General features: G+C 33.2%; 22 protein-coding genes and 1 tRNA gene. 20 read left to right on the top strand and 3 right to left on the bottom strand.

All coding sequences use genetic code 11. The annotated features are described in order from the left end of the window. Positions 1-171: 171 nt before the first annotated feature. From FM121_RS04220 to FM121_RS04195, 6 genes are all read left to right on the top strand, one after another. A complete protein-coding gene (locus FM121_RS04220) occupies positions 172-1,578 on the top strand; it encodes a PTS sugar transporter subunit IIC (RefSeq protein WP_086950911.1) in 1,407 nt (468 codons plus the stop codon). 152 nt (positions 1,579-1,730) lie between these two features. Further along, positions 1,731-1,955 carry a hypothetical protein gene (locus FM121_RS04215; RefSeq protein WP_086950910.1) on the top strand — a complete coding sequence of 75 codons (225 nt, stop codon included), beginning with the start codon at positions 1,731-1,733 and terminating at the stop codon, positions 1,953-1,955. Between the two features lie 18 nt (positions 1,956-1,973). After that, on the top strand, positions 1,974-2,159 hold the full coding sequence (locus FM121_RS04210; RefSeq protein ID WP_086950909.1) for a DUF3188 domain-containing protein: 186 nt from the start codon (positions 1,974-1,976) through the stop codon (positions 2,157-2,159). Then, positions 2,149-2,565 (top strand): DUF3284 domain-containing protein, encoded by a 417-nt coding sequence (locus FM121_RS04205; RefSeq protein WP_086950908.1) that lies wholly within the window; start codon positions 2,149-2,151, stop codon positions 2,563-2,565. Before FM121_RS04210 ends, FM121_RS04205 begins: the two co-directional genes overlap by 11 nt. 56 nt (positions 2,566-2,621) lie before the next feature. Next, positions 2,622-2,695, top strand: a tRNA-Arg gene (locus FM121_RS04200). Positions 2,696-2,972: 277 nt separating this feature from the next. Next, positions 2,973-4,838 (top strand): elongation factor G, encoded by a 1,866-nt coding sequence (locus tag FM121_RS04195; protein ID WP_086950907.1) that lies wholly within the window; start codon positions 2,973-2,975, stop codon positions 4,836-4,838. 109 nt (positions 4,839-4,947) lie between these two features. On the opposite strand, the gene FM121_RS04190 is transcribed toward FM121_RS04195, so the two are convergent. Beyond that, the gene (locus tag FM121_RS04190; protein WP_086950906.1) at positions 4,948-6,186 is read right to left on the bottom strand and encodes an aminopeptidase; all 1,239 of its coding nucleotides are present in this window, start codon (positions 6,184-6,186) and stop codon (positions 4,948-4,950) included. Positions 6,187-6,426: 240 nt separating this feature from the next. On the opposite strand from FM121_RS04190, the gene FM121_RS04185 reads away from it, so the two are divergent. Further along, entirely contained in the window at positions 6,427-6,999 is a 573-nt protein-coding gene (locus tag FM121_RS04185) for a TetR/AcrR family transcriptional regulator (protein WP_086950905.1), read from the top strand. Positions 7,000-7,158: 159 nt separating this feature from the next. Here FM121_RS04185 and FM121_RS04180 read toward each other — a convergent pair whose 3' ends face one another. After that, complete coding sequence (locus FM121_RS04180; protein WP_086950904.1) at positions 7,159-7,608, bottom strand: flavodoxin; 450 nt, start codon at positions 7,606-7,608, stop codon at positions 7,159-7,161. 147 nt (positions 7,609-7,755) lie between these two features. Between FM121_RS04180 and map the strand changes: the two genes are divergently transcribed. Then, a complete protein-coding gene (gene map, locus FM121_RS04175) occupies positions 7,756-8,505 on the top strand; it encodes a type I methionyl aminopeptidase (protein WP_086950903.1) in 750 nt (249 codons plus the stop codon). A 15-nt stretch (positions 8,506-8,520) separates the two neighbouring features. Then, complete coding sequence (locus FM121_RS04170) at positions 8,521-9,468, top strand: YihY/virulence factor BrkB family protein (protein ID WP_179203790.1); 948 nt, start codon at positions 8,521-8,523, stop codon at positions 9,466-9,468. Here the strand turns inward: FM121_RS04170 and FM121_RS04165 are convergent. After that, a complete protein-coding gene (locus FM121_RS04165; RefSeq protein ID WP_086950901.1) occupies positions 9,465-10,592 on the bottom strand; it encodes a glycosyltransferase family 4 protein in 1,128 nt (375 codons plus the stop codon). The genes FM121_RS04170 and FM121_RS04165 overlap by 4 nt on opposite strands. A gap of 177 nt (positions 10,593-10,769) precedes the next feature. Between FM121_RS04165 and FM121_RS04160 the strand changes: the two genes are divergently transcribed. The 11 genes from FM121_RS04160 to FM121_RS04110 all read left to right on the top strand — a co-directional run bounded on the left by FM121_RS04160 (position 10,770) and on the right by FM121_RS04110 (position 24,362). Beyond that, complete coding sequence (locus tag FM121_RS04160) at positions 10,770-11,897, top strand: LCP family protein (protein WP_086950900.1); 1,128 nt, start codon at positions 10,770-10,772, stop codon at positions 11,895-11,897. Positions 11,898-12,096: 199 nt separating this feature from the next. After that, the gene (locus FM121_RS04155; RefSeq protein ID WP_086951309.1) at positions 12,097-13,152 is read left to right on the top strand and encodes an ABC transporter ATP-binding protein; all 1,056 of its coding nucleotides are present in this window, start codon (positions 12,097-12,099) and stop codon (positions 13,150-13,152) included. Continuing rightward, positions 13,133-14,257 carry a CDP-glycerol glycerophosphotransferase family protein gene (locus tag FM121_RS04150; protein WP_179203789.1) on the top strand — a complete coding sequence of 375 codons (1,125 nt, stop codon included), beginning with the start codon at positions 13,133-13,135 and terminating at the stop codon, positions 14,255-14,257. Before FM121_RS04155 ends, FM121_RS04150 begins: the two co-directional genes overlap by 20 nt. A 2-nt stretch (positions 14,258-14,259) precedes the next feature. Next, positions 14,260-15,003, top strand: a complete 744-nt coding sequence (locus FM121_RS04145; RefSeq protein WP_256958405.1) for a WecB/TagA/CpsF family glycosyltransferase — start codon at positions 14,260-14,262, stop codon at positions 15,001-15,003. A 14-nt stretch (positions 15,004-15,017) separates the two neighbouring features. Next, on the top strand, positions 15,018-15,836 hold the full coding sequence (locus tag FM121_RS04140) for an ABC transporter permease (protein ID WP_086950898.1): 819 nt from the start codon (positions 15,018-15,020) through the stop codon (positions 15,834-15,836). A gap of 11 nt (positions 15,837-15,847) precedes the next feature. Continuing rightward, entirely contained in the window at positions 15,848-17,020 is a 1,173-nt protein-coding gene (locus tag FM121_RS04135; RefSeq protein WP_086950897.1) for a CDP-glycerol glycerophosphotransferase family protein, read from the top strand. A gap of 3 nt (positions 17,021-17,023) precedes the next feature. Beyond that, complete coding sequence (locus FM121_RS04130) at positions 17,024-20,575, top strand: CDP-glycerol glycerophosphotransferase family protein (protein WP_086950896.1); 3,552 nt, start codon at positions 17,024-17,026, stop codon at positions 20,573-20,575. A gap of 110 nt (positions 20,576-20,685) precedes the next feature. Then, the gene (wecB, locus tag FM121_RS04125; RefSeq protein ID WP_086950895.1) at positions 20,686-21,792 is read left to right on the top strand and encodes a non-hydrolyzing UDP-N-acetylglucosamine 2-epimerase; all 1,107 of its coding nucleotides are present in this window, start codon (positions 20,686-20,688) and stop codon (positions 21,790-21,792) included. An 81-nt stretch (positions 21,793-21,873) separates the two neighbouring features. After that, positions 21,874-22,842, top strand: coding sequence for a YveK family protein (locus FM121_RS04120; RefSeq protein ID WP_086950894.1), 969 nt, complete (start codon positions 21,874-21,876; stop codon positions 22,840-22,842). Positions 22,843-22,872: 30 nt separating this feature from the next. Beyond that, entirely contained in the window at positions 22,873-23,574 is a 702-nt protein-coding gene (locus FM121_RS04115) for a CpsD/CapB family tyrosine-protein kinase (protein WP_086950893.1), read from the top strand. Between the two features lie 20 nt (positions 23,575-23,594). Continuing rightward, positions 23,595-24,362, top strand: coding sequence for a tyrosine-protein phosphatase (locus tag FM121_RS04110; protein ID WP_086950892.1), 768 nt, complete (start codon positions 23,595-23,597; stop codon positions 24,360-24,362). Positions 24,363-24,364: the final 2 nt, after the last annotated feature.

Raw genomic sequence — 24,364 nt, 5'->3', positions numbered from 1 at the left:
ATAAAGTATATAGTGTAAATTCTATGTTATAGAATTTGTTGATGTAACAAGGATTGTAATAAAGATTAGTTGGCACGAAACTTGCTTATAGTAACATGATAAATGAAGAAGGGAGAAGTAAAAAAAGTATTATAAAGAATTAGAGGATAAAGAAAAAGGGGAGAAGGAAAAATGAATGCATTAACAGCTTGGCTTGAAAGATATTTATTACCAATTGCAGGAAGAATCGGAAATCAAAAACATTTAGTCGCATTAAGAGACGCTTTTATCGGAACAATGCCAGCAACGATGGCTGGATCGGTTGCTGTACTAATCAATGCAATTATTCGAGATTTACCAACACAATTTATAGATGGATATGACGCTACTACTATACCGATATTCAGAGAAATTATTGGAATAAATGGTTATGTGTGGAATGGAACATTAGCTATTGCCGGTTTAATTTTTGCTTTTTCATTGGGATATAATATTTCAAAAGCTTACGGAGTTAATGAATTAGCTGGGGGAATTGTTTCCTTATCTGCTTTAATTCAAGGAATTGCTTTTTCATTTTCTACAACTGTAGAAACGGCTGTACCAAAAGAATTAGTGACAACTATTAATGATAAATTTGCTGATGCTGGTTGGAGTGCCACAGCAGATGGCTTGACAGCTTCTGGATGGGGTTGGCTAAAACTAGCGCATTTAGATGGTAACGCTTTCTTCACAGCGATGATTTTAGGTTTCATTGCAACAATTATTTATGCTAAGTTAATGTTAGCCAATGTTACTATTAAGATGCCAGAACAAGTACCACCAGCAGTAAGTAAAGCTTTTGCAGCAATTATTCCTGCAACTGCAGCGCTATATGCCATAGCTACATTTAATTTTGTATTTGGCAAATTAACGGATGGTATGTTATTTATAGATTGGGTACAAAAATTTATCGCAGAGCCATTATTAGGTTTATCACAGGGATTTGGTGCGGTTCTCTTAGTATCGATTCTTATTCAACTATTCTGGTTCTTTGGTATTCATGGTATGAATGTTCTAGCACCAGTTTTAGAAGGTATCTGGGGTGTCGCTCAAATTAAAAATGTTAATTTATTTAACGAGGGTGGCGTAGAGTTAGTTAAAGAGCAAGGCTATTTATGGGTTCGTGGTTCATTTGATGCGTACACAATGTTTGGCGGATCAGGTGGAACTTTAGTTTTGATTATTGCTATTTTAATGTTTTCAAAACGAGCAGACTATAGAGCTGTAGGTAAATTATCATTAGGCCCTGGTATCTTCAATATTAACGAGCCAGTTATGTTTGGTTTACCAATCGTATTAAATGCGATTATGTTTATTCCTTTTATTTTAGCACCAGTAGTAACAACAGCGATTGGTTATTTTGCAACGACCGCAGGATTAGTTAACCCTGTATCGCAGCAAGTTGTTTGGGTAACGCCACCAATTCTATTATCATTCTTAGCAACTGGATTAGATTGGCGAGCACCGATCGTAACTATTATTTGTATGATAGTTGCCTTCTTTATCTATGCGCCATTTGTTATTGCAGCAAATAAAATGGTTCCAGGTAATGATGATTAGATAGGTAATAATAAAACGAGTGGATTAAAAGTCGTTTTTATTTAAGCGACTTTTTATCCTTTGACTACAAATAATATTCGTGAAACTAAGAAGAGACAGGCATGTAAGTCAGACACTATTATTAATAGAATAAATAATAAGGAGAATATAAAATGATAGCAATTAATGTGGCAATGGAACAAGATAAAATAATTGAGTTATTGAATGAACAAGAAATAGAAGGCATAACATTCAGGTATAAAGAAAAGAAAGGTATTAAATTAATTTTTGTGATAGAAGGAACGACTGATTTTGAATTAGCAGCCAAACAAGCTAAAGATATTATAAAAGCACAAATTTGGGGAAATATACTTTTCTTTCAAGCAACAGCAATTTAAAAAGAGAGTGGGATAAATATGCTTAAAAATGGATTATTTTTGGTTAGTATTGGTTTAATAATGTTTTTATTTAGTGTCAATCCAGCCAAACAGCAATATGATTTTTTATTAATGACAAGTTCAATTTTCTTTATCACGAGTGGTGGTATTTTATTTTTTAAAGGAATAAAGGAAAACAAAGAGGAAAAACATAATGGAAATTAAAAAGAATTTAAATGTACCAGCAACATTTTTTTATAAAAAAATAACAGAATCGATTTTATATGATATTACTCAATCAACCGGTAATGCTATAGAATTAAAAAATGCTGAGAATTATACGTATGTAAAAGAATTTTCTAAAAGTAGTAAAGCAAAGATAACTATTCAAAAGTTAAAAGAAAATGAAGAATACCAATATAGAACAACAACCTCTAATAATGATTTTACAGTTCATTATAAAATAAAAAAAATTAATGATAGAGAGTGTGAAATTACCTATAAAGAAGAAATGGTTTCTCATGGTGCTCTTCAAAAAATGAATGATATGTTATTCGGCATTATTTTAGGATTTTTTAAAAAGAAAAGATTTATTGGCATGTTAAATGCGATTGAAAAAAGTTATGGTTAAAAAATTGAGATGGACATTTACCTTTGTTAGTGAGAGAATAGTAATGTTAATTTCAAGTCCTCGTAGCTCAGTTGGATAGAGCGACCGCCTCCTAAGCGGTAGGTCGGAGGTTCGAATCCTCTCGTGGACGTACAAAAAGAGTTTAGAAATTAGGAATAATATTTGATAAAATTTAATTTATTCTTTAAAATCGATTTAAAAGTAACACAAAAAAATAAAGTGAGTGATCAGCATATGCTTCGGAGTATTTCTTTATAGTACATTTTAAATAATGCTTTATATTAGGCTTATTTGGTGTACTTTCAAAAGAAATACTCTTGAATCTTTTAGAGGGTCGTGAATTAAGACTTCTATGGTAATGACAAGGGTATTTTTTAAACTTTGAAAAACCATAGAAGTCTTTTTGTATGGAAAAAATGATTAATGTGGGGATAGTTGCCCATGTAGACGCTGGAAAAACATCACTCACAGAAAAATTATATAGTATGACACATAAAAGTTACCAATCAGGGAGTATTAAACAAGCTAATACAGTGACTGATACATTAGAAATTGAAAAAGAACGTGGTATTACCATAAAATCAGCATCGGTTTCATTAGAATGGGAGCATTCTAAAATAAATATTCTAGATATGCCAGGCCATATTGAATTTTACGGTGAAGTAATTCGTTCTTTAAATGTTATAGATGTTGCTATCTTAGTTGTTTCAAGTGTAGGAGAGTTACCCATTCAAACAAGAAGAATCTTTGACACGCTAAAGGAAGCGGGGATTCCAACGGTATTCTTTATAAACAAAGTTGATTTGGAAACAGCTAGAGTTGGGTATATTAAAGATGAAATAAGAAAAAAATTAACCAACAGATTATTACCAATTGAAGCAACGATAGATGGTGAGACCGAGGATTTGATTATTGAACAAACGCCAAAATTATTTGATCAGTTTGTGGAAGGGGTAGCTATTAACTCATCTCAATTAGAACAAGCTAAAAATGAGTTGTTTTTAAACCAAAAACTGTTTCCGATTTTAGAAGGATCAGCTGTTAGTGGCCAAGGTGTTAAAAAATTATTGAATTACCTTACAACAATAGAATTAATTCCTTCAAATAACAGTGATAATAGTGCTTATTTATATAAAGTGGCATTTGATAATGGTCAAAAACAAGCATTTTTTAAATTAGTTTCTGGAAAAATAATCAAACATCAATCATACGTGTTAAACCAATTGGATACGATTAAAATGAATCCCTTGTTTGTTTTGAAAGATAATCAATTGGTACCAGTTAACGAGATTTCTGCTGGTGATATTTTTATGATTCCCAATAAGGAAAATCTAAAAATTGGCGATACAATCGGTATAAAAAAAATAAATGAGATGACGTTGCCGAAACCAACATTAAAGATTATTTTTGAGGTTGAGATAAAAGAAAGAGAGACGTTACTTAAATATTTATCAGAAATGTATGAAGAAGATCCTTTGATTGATTTCTCAATTGATGAAAAAACAAGTGAAGTATCAGTGAAGATTTTTGGTCAAGTTCAAAGAGAGTACATAGAGGAAACATTAAGACGTCGATACGCTTTCAAATCATTGGTTATTTCACAACCAAAAATTATGTACAAAGAGCAGCCTAAAAAGATTGCTTATGGTTGTATAGAGGCTTTTGAAAATCTAAACCCATATTGGGCGACTATGACACTGAAAGTTGAACCAAATCAAGGAAAAGGTATTATTTTTGATAGTTTGGTGACGACTGGTTATTTAAAACAAGCGTTCCAAAATGCCATTAAAGAAGCTGTGTTTGAGGAAGTTGAGGTAGGATTATATGACTACGGTATGATTGATACAACAATAACACTAACAGATGCAGAATTCTTTAGTCCGGTAAGTACGCCATCTGAATTTAGAAAATTAACACCTTACGCCTTGTATAAAGCGTTACTTAAGAGTGAAACATATATTATGGAACCAAGAATAGCCATCGATTTAACAACTCACCATAAGTATCTTGGCAAAGCCGTTAGTGAATTAGGGCGTTTAGAAGCAGTGATTGAAGAAGTTACTGAATTAGAAGAAGAAGCAAGTGTGAGAGCTTATTTAAATCAGTCTGCTTTTCTTGATTTTGAAGAACAATTAAATGAATTATTTAGCAATCAAGCATATCTGAAAAGTAGAGTGATTGATTATACAGAAGTTTTAAATCAAGAATTGTACCAAAAGGGAAAAGTAGATCGAATAAAAGCATTATTAAATAAAGAAAAAAAGAAGTTGTGATAGAAGTATTTGGTTTATTTCTGCCGAAGTTATTTTTTATCTCCAGACTATTAAAACTTACAAATAAAAAAAGAGGCTGACAATTTTTAGGTCAACCTCTTTTTTATGATTATGCCCACTCACCATTTCTGAATACAGGAACACGAGTGCCATCTTTTTTTATACCATCAATATTCATTTTATTAGAACCAATCATGAAATCGACGTGGGTTTGACTACGATTTAATCCAGCAGCGATTAATTCTTCTTCACTCATTTCAGTACCACCTTGAATATTAAAAGCATAGGCAGATCCTAAGGCTAAGTGATTAGAAGCATTTTCATCGAACAATGTATTAAAGAAAGTTAAACCGGATTGAGAAATTTGAGAACTATCAGGCACAAGAGCGACTTCACCTAAACTTTTAGCTCCTTCATCCGTTTCAAGTAGTTTCTTCAATACTTCTTCACCTTTTTCAGCTTTAACGTCGACCACTTTACCATCTTTAAAAACAAAAGTCATATTTTCTAGAGTGTTACCAGAATAGCTTAAAGGTTTAGTGCTTGATACGATCCCATCAATGCGTCGATTATCAGGAGCGGTAAAAACTTCTTCAGTAGGCATGTTGGCCATAAAGCGTTCGCCACGCACGTTTAAACTACCAGCACCTTCCCAGTGATGATTTTCAGGCAAACCGATAATCAAATCAGTACCAGGTGCAGTGTAATGAAGTGCATCGAACTGTTCAGCATTTAACTCAGCTGATTTTTTTTCTAATAATTTATCATGGTTTTCCCATGCAAGAATTGGATCAGCTTCATACATGCGAGTCACTTTAAAAATAGATTCCCATAAAGCATCTACTTGTTCTTCATTTGATTCTAAATGAGGGAAAACTTTTTTTGCCCAATCACTACCAGCCGCTGCAACAACTACCCAGCTAACTTTGTTGGCTTGTGTTGCTTGGCGAAGAGGCATCATTGCTTTACCCATCGCTAATTGATAAGTAGATAGACGATCGTTATCAACACCAGCATAAGCATCAGGATTTTGAGAAACAACACTAATTCGACTAGCGCCTTTTTCGACCCAATCATTCATCTCGTCAATTTTATATTGAGGAACTGTTTCGATGATTTCTTGATCAGCATTAACAAACATTTCACGACTAATGAAATCATCTGTCCACTGAACGATAACTTGTTTCGCTCCTAATTTATAAGCTTCACTGACAATATAACGTGCTAAAGGTGCTTGTTCAACTTGAATTTGAACAACAACCGTATGTGATTTTTGGACATTAACGCCCACTTTTGTAATCAATTTTGCATAATTTTTTAATAACGCATCAAAGTTCTTTAATACCATGAATAAATTCCTCCTAAAAAACATTTATTTCTATAAATAGTAGCATAAGAACAAGCTTATATCAATTAACTATACTTATAAATAACTGAATAAAAAAAGGCGAAAAACAATAAAAAATTACAAAAAATAATTTAAAATATTTGTATTATTAAAAATTCATGATACAATTATGACAAATAGAAGAACAAAAAAGTTTTTTTATTATAAAAAATAGTGATTACAAAGAAAGGTGGAAATCTCGTGGCTAGAAAAAAAACAATTACAAGAGAGCATATTTTAAATGCTGCACATGAAGTTGTCGCAACAGAGGGTTTTTCTGGTTTTACTGCAAGAAATATTGCCAGCAAAATGAAAAGCTCAACTCAACCCATCTATTTAGAATTTAAGAATATGGATGATTTAAGGGAAGCGTTTTTTGAAGAAGTTGAAAAATATTTAAGAGATGAAGTATTTAACAAAGAAATTTCTGGTGACCCAATTATAGATTTAACGTTAAATTATGTTGAGTTTGCCAAAAATGAAAAAATGCTTTTTAGAGCATTATTTGTTGAAGAACACGCTGATGGAGAGTTATTGAATAAATTCGGTTTAGAAATGTTCCTTGAAAAAGCAAAATTAAAAGAAGAATACAATGGTATGTCAGAAGAAGAAATGAATACAGCCTTTTTAGGTAACTGGATTACAGCAACAGGGCTAGCATCATTAGCAACAAGTGGAAGGATTCAAGCGACGAATGAAGAGATGGTTAGTATTTTAAAAATCGTTAATAAGTCATTAAGAAATAATCCTAATTTCACTATAACATCGTTCTAGTTTCGGTAATAGAAACAGAATTGTCATTTACTTTCTATTGTTCGTAAAAGGCACTTTTATAGTTTGATGAAAAACAAAAGAGTGAGGCAAAAGTCGTTTTGATCCAAGCAATTGGAATAAAACTGACTTTTGCCTCACTTTATTATAAGCAAGATAATCCTATAAAGAGGCTTGAGTTTCTACAAGTTTCTGCGCAAAAGCTTCTAAAGAAACAATATCATCTTCCTCAGCTGCTAATTCAACTTTTACTGAATCAGCGCCTTTAGTTGCGCCAGTAGAAATAAAGGCTTTATCAAACTGGTCTACAACTTGGCAGAAGTAAGTGTAAAAAGAATCGCCACTACCAACTACACCGAAAACTTTACCAGTCAAATCAAGCTCTAACAATTCTTCATGAAAATCAATGATTTCATCGGGTAGCTCAAAATCATCGTAAGTATAAGATGCCACGATACAAATATCAGCCTCTAAAAAATCAGCTGCATCTACTTGGGTACACTCATTTATTTCAACATCAATATTTTTTTCCTCTAAAGCCTCAGCAACAATATCTGCAATCTCCTCAGTATTACCTGTCAGGCTAGCATAAACAATTTTAGCAACAGTCATAAAAAGAACTCCCTTCTTAATTTAATGCTCTTAAATTATATCAAAATAAACATTATTTTCAATTTTTTATGTTTTTGATGCTATTTGGCGTATCTTACTGATTGTGCTAAAATGGGAATGCTAATTAAGAGAAAGAGGGAATTAAGAATGATTACATTAAAATCTCCGAGAGAAATAGAAATGATGGCTGATTCAGGCGAAGTCTTAGCAAGTGTTCATCGTGGTTTACGTGATTTTATCAAACCGGGTATAACAAGCTGGGACATTGAATTGTTTGTTCATAATATGATTAAAGAAAAAAATGCGGTTGCCGCTCAAATAGGCTTCGAAGGTTATAAATATGCAACTTGTTGTAGCGTTAATGATGAAATTTGTCATGGATTCCCAAGAAAAGAAGTACTAAAAGACAATGATTTAATAAAAGTAGATATGTGTGTTGAGTATAAAGGTGCAATGTCTGACTCATGTTGGGCTTATGTTGTAGGAAAATCAACACCAGAAATTGATCACTTAATGGAAGTAACTAAAAAAGCTTTGTATTTAGGGATCGAGCAAGCACAAGAAGGAAATCGAATTGGTGACATTGGTCACGCTATCCAAACTTACGTGGAGTCAGAAAATTTATCAGTAGTCCGTGATTTTATCGGACACGGCATTGGGCCAACGATTCACGAAGCGCCTCAAGTACCTCACTATGGTGAAAAAGGAAAAGGTCTACGACTAAAACAAGGGATGGTTATCACGATTGAGCCAATGGTAAACACTGGAACATGGCAAATGAAGATGGATAACAATGGTTGGACAGCACGTACACAAGATGGTGGTTTGTCTTGTCAATATGAACATACATTGGCAATTACCAAAGAAGGACCAAAAATTTTAACCTTACAAGACTAAATGAGGAGTAGATTTATGCAAGAGCAAGAGAAAAAAGACGCCGGTTGGAAGCAGTTTTTTAAGTCTTTTATTGAAACTTATAAACAGTCAGAAGTAGCTATCTATGCCGTTGTTATTACATACTATTTACTTCTATCCTTTTTTCCCTTGCTTATTGCATTGGGAAATATTCTACCATTTTTAAATCTAAATGATAAAAGTGTTTTACCTTACATCAAAGAGCTACTACCACCAGACGTCTATAGTGCAATGAAAGATACTATTAGTAGTTTGCTAAAAACAAGCAGTGGTAGCTTGCTTTCTATATCAGCCATCGGTACGTTTTGGGCGATGAGTAAAGGGATTGACGCGATTCGAATTAGTTTGGATAAAGCGTATGGTGTGAAACGAGAAAAATTTCAATTTTTACGACGCTTATTCTCATTTTTTATGGTCTTTTTCTTAATTTTAGGAATAGGCTTATTGATGCTAATCATGGGGTTTGGTCAAACAATTTTAGAATATGTTTTACCAATATTTGGACAACCAGAAGAAATATTGAATACATTTAAAACGTTAAAATGGCCCGTAACATCAGCTGTGTTACTTTTAATTTTATCCATGTTGTACTACTATGTTCCAAGTGCTAAAATTCATTTTAAAACGATTATCCCAGGCTCATTGTTTACAACGATTGGGTGGATGGGAGTAACTCAGTTTTATGGGATTTATATCAATAATTTTTCAAAAAGGATTAGCAGTTATGGCTTTATTGGGAGTTTTATATTCTTTATATTATGGCTAAATATAGCGGCTACCTTAATTATTATTGGCGGTGTGATTAATGTGACGCTAGAGAAACGCTACTATGGCACCATTGAACCTAAAAAGAACATAGTAGGCGACTATATAGCAAAAAAATTAGATAAAAATGACAATAATGAAACTAACAAAAAAGAACAAGATCAAAACAGTAATGTTTAATCTTGCTCTTTTCTTTTTTTTATAATTTCTTTACGATAAGCTCTGTTTCCAAGAAACTTTAAGGAGTTTAAAAGAGGTTGTTTATCCACACCCGTTAAACCAATCATTTCAATAAATATTTCTAAACCAAACAGACAAGCTATAGTTAAAAGAATCGTTGCCCATGTGTTAGTAAACATGTATAAAAGAGCAATCAGTGAAAAAATTAAGGCCATGCAGTAGATTGTAAGGACGGCTCCTCTATGAGTGAAACCAAGAGAAAGGAGTCGATGATGTAAATGCATCTTATCTGCAGATGAGATGGGGCGCTTGTTTAACCATCTTCTAATCATCGCAAACAAAGTATCTGTAATAGGCACACCTAATATAATGAGAGGTGTGATTAAAGTGATAAATGTTGCATTTTTGAGACCTTGGATTGATAGAACTGAAATTAAAAATCCAAGTAAAAGAGCACCAGTATCACCTAAAAATATTTTTGCTGGATGAAAATTAAATGGGAAAAATCCTAGCACACTCATTAATAAAATAAAAATAGCTAATGGAACTTGCAGTTTAACAGCTCCAGTCGATGAAGCAACATAACCCACAATACCGATTGTTGTTAGTGCAATGATTGAGATGCCAGAAGCTAAACCATCCAATCCATCGACTAAATTAACAGCATTAGTTAGACCAATAATCCAGAGAATGGTGATCGGATAACTTAGCCATTCTAAAGGCACAAGCCCAATATGAGGTAAAGTAATAGTACTCATAGTGATATCAAAGACAAAGCAAACATAAAGAGCAGCAACAATGACGCCTAATAACTTTTGCTTTGGTTTTAATTCAAAAATATCGTCAATTAAACCTGTTAAAACAATAATTCCAGATGATATAACAAGATGTAAGCCATAATTAAAAGGGATTAAATCAGGAAATAAAAACAAAACAGAGATTGAAAAAGCAATATAAATAGCTAATCCACCAGCTGTTGGCATGGGCTCCTTATTAATCCTTCTGGCGTTTGGTTTATCTACAGCACCTATTTTAAAAGCTAATTTTTTTACTAGAGGTGTTAAAAATAAGGCTAGGATCATTGTTAAAAATAAACGTAGCGCTACCTTTAAAATGAAATCCATTGATTATTTACCTACTTTCATAATTCAACCACATTATACACGAATTTTATAGGTGAAACAATGTGGAAAATTATAAGGAATTCTTTAAGAAGTACAAAAAAATTAGGATTATCTATTTTTGATAGATAGGCTATGTTATACTAACGAAGAATAATTTAAAACGTAGGAGTTTTGACATTGACGAGAAAAAAAGATAAAAGTAAAAAAAATAGCGAAGAATCAACTAGTTTAGCAGTAAATAATCGAAGTGAGAAGCGAAAAACCAAAAAGAAATTTGCACTGGTTTGGCAATCCCTAACTATCATTCTTCTGGTGACTATCTTAGGTGGATTAGTTTATGTAGTGAAAGGACTTATGGATACAAATGATTTTCTTAACAAATCATACCAACCAAGGTCTTCTAAGAGTGTCCAAAATGATAAGATAGATGTGCAAAAAGACCCAATTTCTATTTTAGTATTAGGTTTAGATGATAACAGTGAACGAGAGTTAGGAAGTGCCAGAACGGATTCGATGTTACTTCTAACAATCAATCCTAAAGATGAATTAGTAAATATCGTAAGTATTCCTCGTGATACCTATGCAAGTATCGAATCTAAAGATTTTGTTGGTAAGGATAAGATTAATTCAGCATTTGCATATGGAGGAATTGATTCAACCATTGATGCAGTTGAGAATTTAGTAAAAGTTCCAATTAATTACTACGCAACAGCTGATTTCCAAGCCTTTGAAAATATCGTAGATGCACTTGGCGGGATTGAAATGGATGTTCCATTTACTTTAACTGAGCAAAATTCGCAAGGTAAAAAAGTAGTCGATCTGAAAGAAGGACATCATAAATTAAATGGAGAACAAGCCTTAGCTTTCTCTAGAACACGTTATGTCGATAATGATATCGAACGTGGTAAGAGACAACAAGAAGTGGTGGAAGCTATTGCGAAAAAAGCAATGGATGTTGGAACAATTGCTAAATATAAGAGTATTTTAGAAGCTTTAGATGGTCATATCAAGACAGATATGCCTTCTAACAAAATCTTATCAATTGCTCAATCAGGTTTAACAAAAGATTATAAATTTGAATCCCATGCTTTTTCTTGGATGAGCTTTGACTACCCACAATATGGAGATATTGTTAGTATGGTTGGTTTACACCAAGATAGTATTGATTACATCTCCCACAAAATGCGTCTTTCATTAGGATTAGATCAAAAAGATGAAAGAGATGAACCAGGATATAAGTTTGAATCAAATGGTGAAGTCTCACCAGAAACATTTCCAAATGATGGAATGGCAGTAATAAATTAGAAAAAATAAGAGGGAAAGGGTAGAAAAAAGCACCTTTTACCCTCTTTTTTTAGTATAATGTCCTAAGAATATAGTAAGTTTTTTAAGTAATTTTGAAAAAAAGTCAATTTTAGTGTAAAATCTCTATGAGGTTTCAATGAAACAAAGATAGGATGAGACAATTTTGAAACAAGAAGAAAATGTAAAAGTTGAATTAACAATGATTACAAAAGAATACGATTTATATAAGAAAAAATCAGATAAAATTAAAGCGCTGTTCAAGTTCTCAGAAAAAAGTGTCCCTCATTTTTGGGGATTAAAAGGAATTGATTTAAAAGTTTATGCAGGAGAAGCAGTCGGCTTAATTGGAATCAATGGTTCAGGTAAGTCAACACTATCTAATATTTTGGCAGGAATTATTCCTCAAAGTACAGGCCAAATGAGGATTGAAGGCGAAACTTCTATTATAGCCATTGGAGCAGGATTAAAACCTCAATTATCTGGTAAGGAAAATATTAGATTAAAATGTTTAATGAGTGGTTTTACTAACGAAGAAATTGATAATATGATGGACGATATTCAGTCTTTTGCAGATTTAGGTGATTTTATCGATCAACCAGTTAAAAATTATTCTAGTGGGATGAGATCAAGGCTAGGTTTTTCGATAGCTGTTCATAATAATCCAGATGTTTTAATAATTGATGAAGCACTATCTGTTGGTGATGATACATTTTACCAAAAGTGTGTTGAAAGAATTATGAAATTTAAATCAGAAGGAAAAACCATCTTTTTTGTTTCTCATTCTCTACAACAAATTGAAAAACTATGTGATAAAGTCGCTTGGATTCATTACGGGGAACTTAGAGAATATGGTGATACAAAAGAAGTAGTTACTCATTATAAAGAATTTATCGAGTGGTTTAAAAAACAAAGTGCTGAAGATAAGAAGAAATACCAAGATAAGTATAAAGTAGAACAAAGAGAATTCAGTGAAGAGAATTTAAAAGTAATCGCTTCTGAAAGAGGGCATGGTGCCACAGCGCTCAAGGGTCCAGCCATTGGTAAAATGTCTATTTTTACAAAAATCTTATTAGTCTTTATGTTACTAGGAATGATGTTCTTTGGTTATCTACAACTTAGTGGACGTTCGTTTACATCGGTGATTACCAATCCCGCTAGTATTTTATCTACTAATCAAAGAGACGAAAAAAAAAAAATAGCTTTTAAATCTGATGATAAAGAGCAGAAAAAAATTAATGAAATCTATTATTCTTGAGCAACTTAAAAGAGTATATAGCTCATATGTTAAGCACTTATCGGCTCGAAACCAAACCAAGCCATTAAAGAATCAAATCGTTTATCTACTAAGTTTTCCTAACAATGATCATGGCTTAATTGAAGCAATTAAAGACTTAGAAAGTTTAAGCATATGTTACACGAATCAAACGGAAAATGAAGCACTAAAATTTAAAGAACTTGGTATACCAGTTTATAATATCAATAGCTATCAAGGGCTAAAAAAGACGATTCAATTAGTATCCAATAGTCGTGTCATTTTAGCGGATAATTATTTTGCCTTTTTAGGAGATATAAAAAAAAGACCGGAACAATCTTTTATCCAAATATGGCATGCAACAGGAGCGATAAAAAAATTTGGTTTGGAAGATAAAACAGCACAAAAAAGATCAACAAAAGATCAAGCGAGATTTAAAAGAGTGTACCAGTCTTTTGATTATTTTGTAGTAGGATCTAAGGCTATGGGAGAAGTATTTAAAAAGAGTTATGGAGCAAATGAGTCACAGCTTCTATATCTAGGCTTTCCTAGAACGGATTATTTTTATAAAAAAGAAATCAAAACAAAGAAATCAAAACAAATAGTGTATCTCCCAACTTATCGCAAAGAACAACCTGAAAAAATAGTAACGGAAATCCTTGAACTAAGAAAAAAAATGGCTAAAACAACTGAATTATATATAAAGACTCACCCTCATGAAAAGTGGACTAATCAGGATGAGTTAGAAAAAGTAGAGGGTCTGTATTTAGTAGATCATAATACGTCAGCAGATGAATTAATAAGCCAAGCTGATATCTTAATAACGGATTATTCATCCGTTGCTTTTGACTATGCCTTAATTCATCCTTTAGGCAAACTTATTTTTTATTGGTATGATGAGGATAACTATGTGAAAGAAACGGGCCTTCAGGAGAGCATTAGAGAATTATTACCTAATAGTATTTGTCATAACATAAATGACGTACTAGCTGAAATTAATAATGAAGAGCAAAATTTATCGCTATTTAATTCTTATTGGAATACATACAATGATGGTAAGGCAACTGATAGATTATTAGCAGTGATAAAAAAAGAATTGGATGTATGAAGATGACTGAATATGAAATAGAAAAAATAATGGATATTCCAGTGGATATCTTAACGATGTCTGATATAAAAAAAGACATGCTAAAATTTTTTGAAACAAAACAAAAGATGACGTTAACTAGTGTGAATCCACAAATAATCTTAATGGCAGAAACAAACGAAACGGTGAGACAGTTTATTAACGAATCTACTCATCGGATTGCTGATGGCATCGGATTAGTCAAAGTATCTAACTGGACAAAAGGCAATATTAAAGAGCGAGTAGCAGGCATCGAAGTGATGGAAGAAGTCTTAACATTTGCCAACGAGCATAAAAAGAATGTTTTTCTTTTAGGTGCCACACCAGAAGTCGCTCAATTAGCAGCCCAAAATATCCAAACTAACTATTCACAACTTAAAATAGTCGGCTGGATTGATGGCTACACGAAGATGTCAGATTCAGATATTATAGAAAAAATGAATCAACAAGAAGCTGATATAATCTTTGTTGCAATGGGAAGTCCTAAACAAGAAGAATGGCTGAAAAACAATATGAGAAAAATAAACGCAACCATTTTTCAAACAGTTGGCGGTAGCCTAGATGTTATGAGTGGCGAAGTCAAACGAGCACCTAACTTTTTTATTAAGACAAATTTAGAGTGGCTCTACCGCTCTTGCAGTAATCCAAAAAGATTTTATCGAATGATTCAGATACCAATTTTTGTTTTTAAATCAATGAATTGGCATCGGAAAAACGGGAAGCATTAAGGAGAGTTTTAAACGTGAATGACGTAAAAACAATAATTTTAGAACAAGTTAATAACTTCGGTATCATCCGTCGAATCTCAAAATATGAAGAAAAAGCAACCTATCAAAGTCATTATCTAGGACTTGTTTGGCAATTTTTAAACCCAGCTATTCAAATCGGTATTTATTACTTAGTTTTTGGACTAGGAGTTAATCAAGGTCGAAAAACAGATGGTGTTCCTTTTATTATTTGGATGCTGATTGGGATTACAGCCTGGTTCTTTATAAATAGTTCCATTCTAGGAGGTTCTAATAGCATCTACAAACAGGTCGGTATGGTTTCTAAGATGAAATTCCCAGTGAGTATCTTGCCAATGGTAAATATCTCAAGTAATTTTATCAGTTATCGTGCGATGATGTTGGTTTTACTAGCATCGATGTTTGGATTTGGCATTTATCCAACCATTTACTGGTTACAGTATTTCTACTACTTTTTCTGTATGATTGCCTTTCTATTCGCTTTTGGGATCTTAAATTCAACGATTACCGTCTTAGTAAGAGATTATCATATCATGCTACAATCAATACTTAGATTACTATTCTACTTATCAGGTCCGATTTGGAACTTTAGAACAATGTTTCAAGGGACAGAGCATCGTTGGATTATTAAAGTATTAGAATTAAATCCAATTTACTATATTATTGACGGTTTTAGAGATTCATTTTTATCGAAACAATGGTTCTGGGAAAAGGGAACACAAACAGTCTTTTTCTGGTTAATTGTAGGTTTCTTAATGATTATCGGCTCTCATGTTCATATGAAATTTAGAGCACGATTTGTAGACTTTATTTAAGGAGAAGTGTGATGAAAGCAATCATAGAATCGGTTGTAGCTATTTTATTTAAGAGTATTGGCGTTTTTCATAGTCAGAGAACCATTTACTTTGAGAGTTTTCATGGCACTCAATATAGTGACAATCCAAAGGCAATATATGAGTCGATGGCAAAAGAATATCCTGATTACAACCTAGTTTGGGGTGTTAATAAGGGCAGTGAGAAACCTTTTCGTGATGAAAAGGTTTCTTATGTATATCGCTTTTCATTTAAGTGGTTTTTAACGATGCCAAGAGCCAAAGCGTGGGTCATTAATACGAGAACACCCATGTGGCTAGTTAAAAATAAAAAAACAATGTATGTACAAACGTGGCATGGTACGCCTTTAAAAAAAATAGGCAGAGATATCTCGCAAGTTAATATTCCAGGATATACGAAAGAAACCTATGATCACTCTTTTTCTGAAGAGTCTAAGAGATGGGATTATCTTATTTCACCAAGCAACTATGCGACAAAAATCTTTAAACAAGCATTTGATTATTCTGGAAAAGTCATAGAACATGGTTACCCGAGAAATGATTTATTAGTAAGAACAATAAAAAATAACAGCATAAGTAATCAAGTGAAAGCAAAAAATCAGTTACCCTTAGATAAGAAACTGATTCTTTATGCACCAACTTGGCGAGAAAAAGAAAAACGAGTGAATGGCAAATATGAATTCACCACAGATTTTCCTTTTGATAAGATAGAAGAGATACTAGGCGAAGAGACATTACTATTAGTTAGAATGCATTATCTAGTGGCACAAAATTTTGATTTTAGTGCGTTTAATGGGAAAATAATTAATGTCTCAGAAAATTATGACATGAGTGAATTACTAGCGATAAGTGATTTATTGATAACGGATTATTCATCTTGTATGTTTGATTTTTCTATTACTGGAAAACCGATTATCTTTTTTATTCCAGATCAAGCAGAATACGAACAAGAGATGCGAGGTTTTTATTTTAAGATGGAAGAAACCATGCCAGGGCCATTAGTCTCAAGTGAAGCAGAACTTTTAGATGTTTTAAATAAATATAAAAAAGAACAGACGTTAAAGACCATTAATTATAAGCTGTTTCAAGAAACCTTTACATCCCTTGAAAAAGGACAAGCATCATCGGAAGTAGTTAACGTCATTTTTAAAAATAGAGAGGAATAGATTATGGGAGTAGTGAATAAAGCCGCTCGTTTTGTCGGACCAGCAGTGTTACCAAAAATTTCGTATTACCGAAGAATAGTTGATACTTACACTAAGTACTATTTATCAGAAAAAGTGGAGAAGAAGACGGTTCTTTATGAAAGTAGAGATGGGAAATCTTTAACTGATTCACCTTTTGCAATATTTGAGTACCTATTAGCGACGGATAAAGAGCGTGAATATACGCATATTTGGAGTGTGACTGAATCTAGTGAGTTAGAAAAAGTAAAAGACTTATATAGAGAGAACACTAACGTCATTTTTGTTATGAGAAACTCAGACGACTATTTAAAATGGCTGACTCAAGCAGAATTCTTAATTAATAACTCCACATTTCAGCCTTTTGTAACGATTAAAGATGAACAAACCTATATTAATACATGGCATGGTACTCCACTAAAAACAATGGGATTTGATATTCCGGGGAATCCTGCCAATGCGCGAAATGTTGTCCGTAACTTTTTCATGGCAGATTATTTAATCAGCCCTAATCCACACACAACAGAAATGTTTGTTGAAAATTATAGATTAAATGAAAATTATACAGGTCAGATTATTGAAACAGGTTATCCAAGAATAGACCAAACTTTTTTAAATAATGTTGATGATTTACTCAAAATGTTATTTGATTTTGGGGTTAAACTAGATTTAAGTAAAAAGATTATTCTATATACGCCAACCTTTAAAGGGAGTGCTTTAAGCGTATCTGATGGAGAAATAGCGCAAATACATACAGAAATGTCCTTAGTGCGTGAACGTTTTGGAGATGAGTACAATGTCTTAGTCAAAGTTCATCCCTTTATCTACGACCAAGCTCAAAAATATGCCCCCTTAAAGGCGTATTTAATACCTGATATTATTGATACAAATAAATTACTAGGGATTGTGGATTGTTTGATCACAGATTATTCAAGTATCTTTTTTGATTATCTAGTAACAAACAAACCTATTTTATTTTATTGTTGGGATGATGATTTGTATTCAAATAAACGAGGTAAATATTTTGAGTATGATGAGTTACCAGGACCAGTGGCATTTAATATCGATGAGTTAATGATGAAGTTAGCAACATTGGATGAACAACATAAGATGTATGAAAAAAATTATCAAGAATGTAAAGAAAAATTCGTTCCCTATGATGATGGTAAAGTAACTTCTCGTGTGGTCGATATTATATTCAATCAACAAGAAATAAAAGAAGTTAAGCTTATTCAACCGATAAGCTATAAAAAAAGACTATTAATTTATCCTGGCGGTATGAGAAGTAATGGTATTACTAGTAGTTTTTTAAGTTTGGTACAAAATATAGATTACAATGAGTATGATGTGGTATGTCTTTTAGATAATATTAAGTCAAAAGATCAAATAAAAAATGTATCGGATATCCCTAATAATGTGTCCATCCTTTTTAGGTTTGAACGGTCCAATTTTACGGCTAAAGAATATTATCAAGATATGCATTTTCACCTAAAAGGGGTTAAAAAAGGCAAAGAAGATAAATACCCTAATGAAATTTATGAAAGAGATGTCAGAAGATTATTAGGCAAGCAACGATTTGATGTCGCAATCGATTTCAGCGGGTACAGCTTACATTGGAGTAAAATTATACTAGCAGCTAAAGCAGATAGACATGTCTGCTACTTACATAGTGACATGATGTTAGATAAAGAACGTGAAGTTAACGGAAGAAAAACTCACAAGATTAATTTGCAAGGGATTTTTAGTGTCTATCATCGTTACGATTGTCTAGTATCCGTTTCAGAAGTAATGAGAGAGATTAATAGAGAGAAATTACAATCTTATGCAGATGCGAGTAAATTTGTGTATGCCGATAATACCATTAATCCTGATAAAATATTAAGTGGTGCTGTCGAAGAAGTGAAAGAAGAAGTAGCGGACACTGAATTTTACTTTAGAGATGGCCGCTTAGTGACTGTCGATAATCAAATAAGATTAAGAAGTTCAAGACCTGATATGGTTTTAGGGAATATCGAAGAAAAAGTATTGTCTAATCCCAATGTTAATGTCTTAGGTCGCTTTGAGTATAACGATATTCTTTATTATAAAATTTCTCAAAATAACCAGTACTTAGGTTGGGTTGAAGCTAGCACCATAGAAGTCACAGCGACTAAAGTTCTTTCAAAGAACAAAGTAAGTTACTTTGGAAAACTAAATACATCAGGTGAGGATTATTTCTATACAGAGCCATTAGGTTTAGACAATAGTTATCCTTTAAGTAGAGCAGGATTATTTAGAAATGTTTATGCATCCGTAACGGAAGAAGTGGTTACTCAAACTGGAGTATCCGTCAAAGTTATGTTAAAAGGAACGGATTTAGGTTGGTTACCGAAAGAAAAAGTAACATTCTCTAGAAAATTAAATTGGACAAACACTGGAGAACCACCTATGAAAATGAAACTCTTGAGAAAATTTGCTTTATCTGTTAATCATTTGGAGAAACGCTATCAAATGAAGAGAATTACGAATACGCCACTCAAAAAAGAATGGTTGGCAGCCTATTACATTAATGAGAGTAACCTCGAGATTAAAGGGTATAACTTGCCAGTGGAAAATGATTCTTTTAAAGAACTGGGCGTAATGAAATTTGTCTATGTCCAATCACTAGGGACAACCTCTAATGGTCGGTGGTATGAGACGATAGGGGAGAACGGACAAACATATTGGGTAAAAGAAGCAGAGTTATCACTAGGCACTATTCCAGAAGAATGTGTGATTTACGAGAAGGAAATTTCTAAAGAAGTGACCTTTAAAAAAATGGAAACAACTATTTTTAGCACTATTTCAGATGGTATAAAACAGAATGGAACTATCGTAAAATCAATTCCAACGACGTTTATTACAAAAGAAGTCAAAACATCATCAACTAATATTTTTTACGAAGTTAGTTGGGAAGATAAAAAACTTTGGGTGGATAAAGAATCTGTGATTGTTAAAAGAAGTAGTGGTGTTCTAAATGCAGCAGAAGAAGTCATTCCATTTCCAAATAAAGAAAAGATAAATATTGTGACGGTGGGTCGTTTATCCCAAGAAAAAAATCAAATGGTCTTGATTGAAGCCTTTACTGGATTCCATCAAACGCATCCAACAGGGCATTTGTATATTATTGGCTCAGGGCCAGAAAGAAGTAAACTAGAAGAAAAGATTCAAGAATTAGAAATGTCAGAACACATTGAGTTATTAGGGCAAGTGTATCAACCTTTTGAATTTGTTAAACGATGTGATATTTTTGCACTAACGTCATTATATGAAGGGCAGTCTTTGGTGCTTATCGAAGCGTTAACCCTTGGAATGAACTGTGTCTCAACAGATATCCCAGCATGCCGTTTAGTGTTGAAAGATGGTGCCTATGGAATGATTACAGAAACTAATGATGCAACGGGCATTGCCACCTCTTTATCAAGTATGATAGATAAGGAACAAAAATTTGAAACTTTTGACCCATATGAGTATAATCAAGAGGCACTAGCTATGTTTTATCAAACATTGAAATATTAAAATAACGTTAAGATTAAAAAAAAGGTTGTATATTTAACGCTATCGTTTTATTATAAAAAAGGAGTGTAAACAAACACTCCTTTTTATTTAAGGTAAAAAGGAGCAAATCAATGCAAAGAAAAAAAATACTCAGTATCTTTGGTACAAGGCCTGAAGCAATTAAGATGGCACCAGTGATCAAAGAGTTAGAAAACAGGTCAGAGATATTTGAATCAGTGGTAGTTGTGACGGCTCAACAAAGAGAAATGCTTGATCAAGTTCTGTCCATTTTTAAGATAGAACCGGATTATGATTTAAATATCATGCAACCAAATCAAACACTTGCGCAACTAACCAGTCGAGTCTTAATGAAGTTAGATCCCATATTAGAAGCAGAAAAGCCAGATGTAGTATTAGTACACGGTGACACAACGACTTCTTTTGTTGCGAGTCTAGCTGCTTTTTATCATCAGATAAAAATAGGTCATGTAGAAGCAGGTCTTAGGACTTGGGATAAGTACGCCCCATTTCCTGAAGAGATGAATCGCCAAATGACGGATTGCTTAAGTGATATCTATTTTGCACCGACTGCGTTAAGTAAGGAGAATTTACTCCAAGCCAATGTAGCAGAGGAGAAGATCTTTATCACGGGAAATACAGTCGTTGATGCACTTCAAAAAACGACAAAACACGGATTTTCTCACGCGATTACTCAAAAATGGAATCCAGATAGTAAAAAAGTTCTTCTAACGTGTCACCGTCGGGAAAACTTCGGAGATCCGATGGCAACAGTTTTTAAGACAGTTATTAAAATGGTAGAAACTTATCCAGATTTAGAAGTAATATATCCTGTTCATCCTAATCCAAATGTGAAAAAACAAGCGGAAGAAATTTTTAAAGGTCAAGAACGTATCCATCTTATAGAGCCGCTAGATGTGATTGAGTTTCATAATTGTATGAGTGAATGTTATTTTATCATGAGTGATTCAGGTGGGATTCAAGAGGAGGCGCCTTCATTAGGTAAGCCAGTTTTAGTTCTACGAGATACTACAGAACGACCAGAAGGACTTGACACAGGCATATTAAAATTAGTCGGAACGGATCAAGAGAGAATCCTATCAGCTGTATCTCAGTTAATGACAGATAATGAATATTATCAATCATTATCTAAACAAAACAATCCTTACGGGGATGGGAATGCTAGTATAAAAATTGTTAATTTACTAAATGAACAATAAAATGTCATTTTTTGTGTTATAGAAGCTAGAAAATGTGTTATGATAGTAGAAAAATAATAGGCAAGTTACTTGGAGGAACAGATGGAAGAGACGATTAGTTTACAAGAGATTTTTACATTACTTAAAAAGAACATAGTATTAATACTATCGATGTTTTTTGTTGGGATTGGGATTGCTGCGTTAGTAACATTTATGTTGATCACACCTAAATATAGCGCAACATCACAGTTGATCGCAACATCACAAAATAAAGATAAAAATGTGAGTACAGATAACATCAACAGTAACTTGATGATGATCAATACATACAAAGATTTTATTAAAGGCAGAGTTGTAACAGAAGAAACAAGAAAACAACTTGAAAAAGAAATCGGCTTTAAAGGAACTGCCACAGATATTGAAAACATGGTGAATGTGACACAAACACAAAATTCACAAATGTTCTCTATTGTTGTGACGTCAGAAAGTCCAAAAGAAGCTGCAACGACAGCTAACGTTATTGCTAATATCTTTAGAGAAGAAGCAAAAGAATACACAGAAGCTGATAAAGTATCGATTATTTCAGAAGCAGAGGTTCCAACGTCTCCTGTCTCACCTAACAAAAAAATTAATTTGGCCATTGGTGGATTGCTAGGGATTATCTTAGGTATCGGTCTAGCTTTATTGAGTCAGTTATTTAATCGAACAGTGAAAAATCCAGAATATCTAACAGAAACACTACAAATTCCGATTGTGGGTATTTTACCATTAGTGGATGATAAGACCGTTAAAGAATTCCGCACGCAACAATGGGCGGCATTAGAAGAAACTGGCTCTATGTCAGATAACGCAAATGATGAAGTCTTTGACTTCCAATCAGAAGTGGATGGATTAGATGATGATTTATCAAAGCTAAACAAAAATGTGAACTTAGAAGAAACCATCGACTTAAGTAATCTTGATATTACGACTGTTGACTTAGAATCATTAGATTTTGATTTATCAGATGACGATGAGGACAATACACCTAAACCAACGGCATCAAGAGCGACACGTAGATTTGTGAGATAAAAGATATTTGAATGTTAGAGGAGCATACTAATGGCAAAAACAAATGATAAAAGAAAAACATTAATAAATCCAGAGGCAGTAACATTATTTACGGTGGTTGATCCATTATCAACTGTGGCAGAGCAGTATCGTACTATCAGAACCAATTTATTATACTCAAATGCAGAGTCAAGAACCCAAAGCATTATTGTAACCTCTTCTGGACCATCAGAAGGTAAATCAACTACAGCTGCTAATCTAGCAGTTATCTTCGCTCAATCAGGTATCAAAACATTGTTAGTGGATGCTGATTTAAGAAAACCGACTGTCCATAGAACCTTTGATATTGATAATACAAAAGGTTTGGCTAGTTTATTAAGTGTGAGACGTATGTCTTTAGGTGAAGTGATTCAAAATAGTGATATTCGCAATCTTGATTTACTACCATGCGGACCAGTTTCGCCTAATCCATCTGAGTTATTATCATCTGCTCGTATGAGAAAAGTGGTTCATATCTTAAAAAGCCAATATGATTTCATTATTTTTGATGTACCACCTATTAGTACCGTAACAGATGGCCAATTAATCGCGTCACAAGTAGATGGATCATTATTAGTGGTTCGTGAAGGGCTAACTGATAAAGCAGGCTTGGATCGTGCCGTTAAGTTATTAGAACGTGTAGATTCTAAAATATTAGGTGCTGTTTACACAGGTGACACAGGACATCAAGATTACAGTTATTACTATAGCTAAAAATAAAGGGGAAAAAAGATATGCTTGTCGACATTCATTGTCATATATTACCAGGAATCGATGATGGAGCGCAGACAATAGAGGATTCTCTTGAGATGGCCCGTGTGGCTGCCTCAGAGGGAATCACTCATATTCTTTGTACGCCTCATCATAATAATGGGGTTTACTTAAATCCAAAGCACGATGTCATCAAAAAAGTTGAAGCGCTACAGGCTGTTTTAGACGAACAGGATATTCCTATTACGTTATTCGAAGGTCAAGAAATCCGACTTTCTCATGACGTGCTACGTCGCATCTCTCAAAATGAAATATTGTTCACTGATTTGGATGATACGTATATTTTGATTGAATTTCCATCGGCAGAAGTGCCTTTATATGCCCGTCATACGTTGTTTGATCTATGTACGAGTGGTTATCGCCCGATTATTGTTCATCCAGAGCGTAACCAGCAACTCATGAAGAATCCCAATTTACTTATCCCATTCATCGAGATGGGGTGTTTAGCTCAAGTAACGTGTGCTAGCTATGTCGGTCAGTTTGGAAGTGAGATTCAAAAAGTAGCTAAGATTATGATAGAAAATAACCTAGCTCATATGCTGAGTTCAGATGCGCATAATACTGGACATCGTGGCTTTTACACGAAAGCGGCTTATGACTTATTATTAAAAGAATTTGGTGTAGAGAAAAAGGAGCTTTTCATTCAAACGCTAAAAGATGTTGTTAATGGCGATCGAGTGAAGACGTTGGAGTATACGGAGTATAAAAAGAAGTTTAAATTATTTGGATAATT

It is taken from the genome of Vagococcus fluvialis bH819, assembly GCF_900163795.1.
Classification (GTDB): Bacteria; Bacillota; Bacilli; order Lactobacillales; family Vagococcaceae; genus Vagococcus; species Vagococcus fluvialis_A.
The sequence above is the reverse complement of the archived record's forward strand: the minus strand, read 5'-3'. Positions and strand labels throughout refer to the sequence as shown.

Coding starts and splice junctions, on each gene's coding strand:
- FM121_RS04220 (WP_086950911.1), top strand. CDS start 172: ATGAATGCATTAACAGCTTGGCTTGAAAGATATTTATTACCAATTGCA.
- FM121_RS04215 (WP_086950910.1), top strand. CDS start 1,731: ATGATAGCAATTAATGTGGCAATGGAACAAGATAAAATAATTGAGTTA.
- FM121_RS04210 (WP_086950909.1), top strand. CDS start 1,974: ATGCTTAAAAATGGATTATTTTTGGTTAGTATTGGTTTAATAATGTTT.
- FM121_RS04205 (WP_086950908.1), top strand. CDS start 2,149: ATGGAAATTAAAAAGAATTTAAATGTACCAGCAACATTTTTTTATAAA.
- FM121_RS04195 (WP_086950907.1), top strand. CDS start 2,973: ATGGAAAAAATGATTAATGTGGGGATAGTTGCCCATGTAGACGCTGGA.
- FM121_RS04190 (WP_086950906.1), bottom strand. CDS start 6,186: ATGGTATTAAAGAACTTTGATGCGTTATTAAAAAATTATGCAAAATTG.
- FM121_RS04180 (WP_086950904.1), bottom strand. CDS start 7,608: ATGACTGTTGCTAAAATTGTTTATGCTAGCCTGACAGGTAATACTGAG.
- map (WP_086950903.1), top strand. CDS start 7,756: ATGATTACATTAAAATCTCCGAGAGAAATAGAAATGATGGCTGATTCA.
- FM121_RS04170 (WP_179203790.1), top strand. CDS start 8,521: ATGCAAGAGCAAGAGAAAAAAGACGCCGGTTGGAAGCAGTTTTTTAAG.
- FM121_RS04165 (WP_086950901.1), bottom strand. CDS start 10,592: ATGGATTTCATTTTAAAGGTAGCGCTACGTTTATTTTTAACAATGATC.
- FM121_RS04155 (WP_086951309.1), top strand. CDS start 12,097: ATGATTACAAAAGAATACGATTTATATAAGAAAAAATCAGATAAAATT.
- FM121_RS04150 (WP_179203789.1), top strand. CDS start 13,133: ATGAAATCTATTATTCTTGAGCAACTTAAAAGAGTATATAGCTCATAT.
- FM121_RS04145 (WP_256958405.1), top strand. CDS start 14,260: ATGACTGAATATGAAATAGAAAAAATAATGGATATTCCAGTGGATATC.
- FM121_RS04135 (WP_086950897.1), top strand. CDS start 15,848: ATGAAAGCAATCATAGAATCGGTTGTAGCTATTTTATTTAAGAGTATT.
- FM121_RS04130 (WP_086950896.1), top strand. CDS start 17,024: ATGGGAGTAGTGAATAAAGCCGCTCGTTTTGTCGGACCAGCAGTGTTA.
- wecB (WP_086950895.1), top strand. CDS start 20,686: ATGCAAAGAAAAAAAATACTCAGTATCTTTGGTACAAGGCCTGAAGCA.
- FM121_RS04120 (WP_086950894.1), top strand. CDS start 21,874: ATGGAAGAGACGATTAGTTTACAAGAGATTTTTACATTACTTAAAAAG.
- FM121_RS04115 (WP_086950893.1), top strand. CDS start 22,873: ATGGCAAAAACAAATGATAAAAGAAAAACATTAATAAATCCAGAGGCA.
- FM121_RS04110 (WP_086950892.1), top strand. CDS start 23,595: ATGCTTGTCGACATTCATTGTCATATATTACCAGGAATCGATGATGGA.